This is a genomic window from Alcanivorax sp. HI0044 (genome assembly GCF_001634945.1).
In genome coordinates this window covers 1-873 of the sequence record NZ_LWEZ01000504.1, presented here as the reverse complement: position 1 = coordinate 873, position 873 = coordinate 1, and the positions used below count along the sequence as shown (strand labels likewise).

1 protein-coding gene is annotated in these 873 nt (G+C 60.0%); it reads right to left on the bottom strand.

Going from position 1 to position 873, the window contains the following annotated elements:
• Positions 1-810: SUMF1/EgtB/PvdO family nonheme iron enzyme (locus tag A3730_RS05995; protein ID WP_231883864.1), on the bottom strand; the 810-nt coding region annotated here is incomplete at its 3' end.
• Between the last annotated feature and the right edge of the window lie 63 nt (positions 811-873).

The following is an 873-nucleotide window of genomic DNA, read 5'->3' as shown; positions in this document are numbered from 1 at the left end:
CTGTCCGGCCAGGGTGAAGTGTTCGGTCAGTGCCGCGTTCCAGTACAGCGGGCGTTCGATTTGTTGCTGTTGCACCCAGCTCCAGCCATCGGAAAGCCACAGGTCCGGTTTGCGGTAACCGCCATCCAGAATAAAGGCGCGAAACTCCCCCTGAGTCACGGGACGGTTGGCCAGCTGGAACGGTTCCAGCCAGGCCTTGTGGCGAGGTGTTTCATTATCGAACGCGAAGCCGCCGCAAGCGCCAATCTCCACCAGTCCGCCCTCGAAGCCCTGAAAAGTCAGCGGTGGGGTGTCGCCTGGAATGTTCACGGGCTGGGTGATGGCCGGTGACAGGGGGTTGAAGGAGAGGCTGTATTTCAGGTCGGTGAGCAACAGTTCCTGATGTTGCTGTTCGTGATTGATGCCCAGCTGTACCAGCGGCGTGAGGTTATCGGCCCGCGCCAGCAAAGCGTTCATGGCGGCATCCACCTGGTGGCGCCAGGCCATCNCTTCATCGTTAGTGGGGCGCGATAGAAGATGGCGTTGAGGGCGCGGATATTGCTCGCCGATGCCGTTGTAGTAGCTGTTGAACAGGTATTCGAATGCGGGATTGGCGGGCTGATAACCGGGCAGGTGAGGCTTGAGCAGAAAGGTTTCGAAGAACCAGGTGGTGTGAGCCAGGTGCCAGCGCGGCGGGCTGGTTTCCGGGCAGGCTTGCAGGCCCATGTCTTCGGCGAGCAGAGGTTCACACAGCTGCTCGCTGAATCGCCGGGTTCGTCGGTATGCATCGGCGAGCCAGGTGGTATCGTCCTGTCTGACGGTGTCGGGCAAGGCTTTCCCTCCCATGCCGTGGGTCAAAGCGGTTTGTTTGATAATGACTGCAATGACGCAATC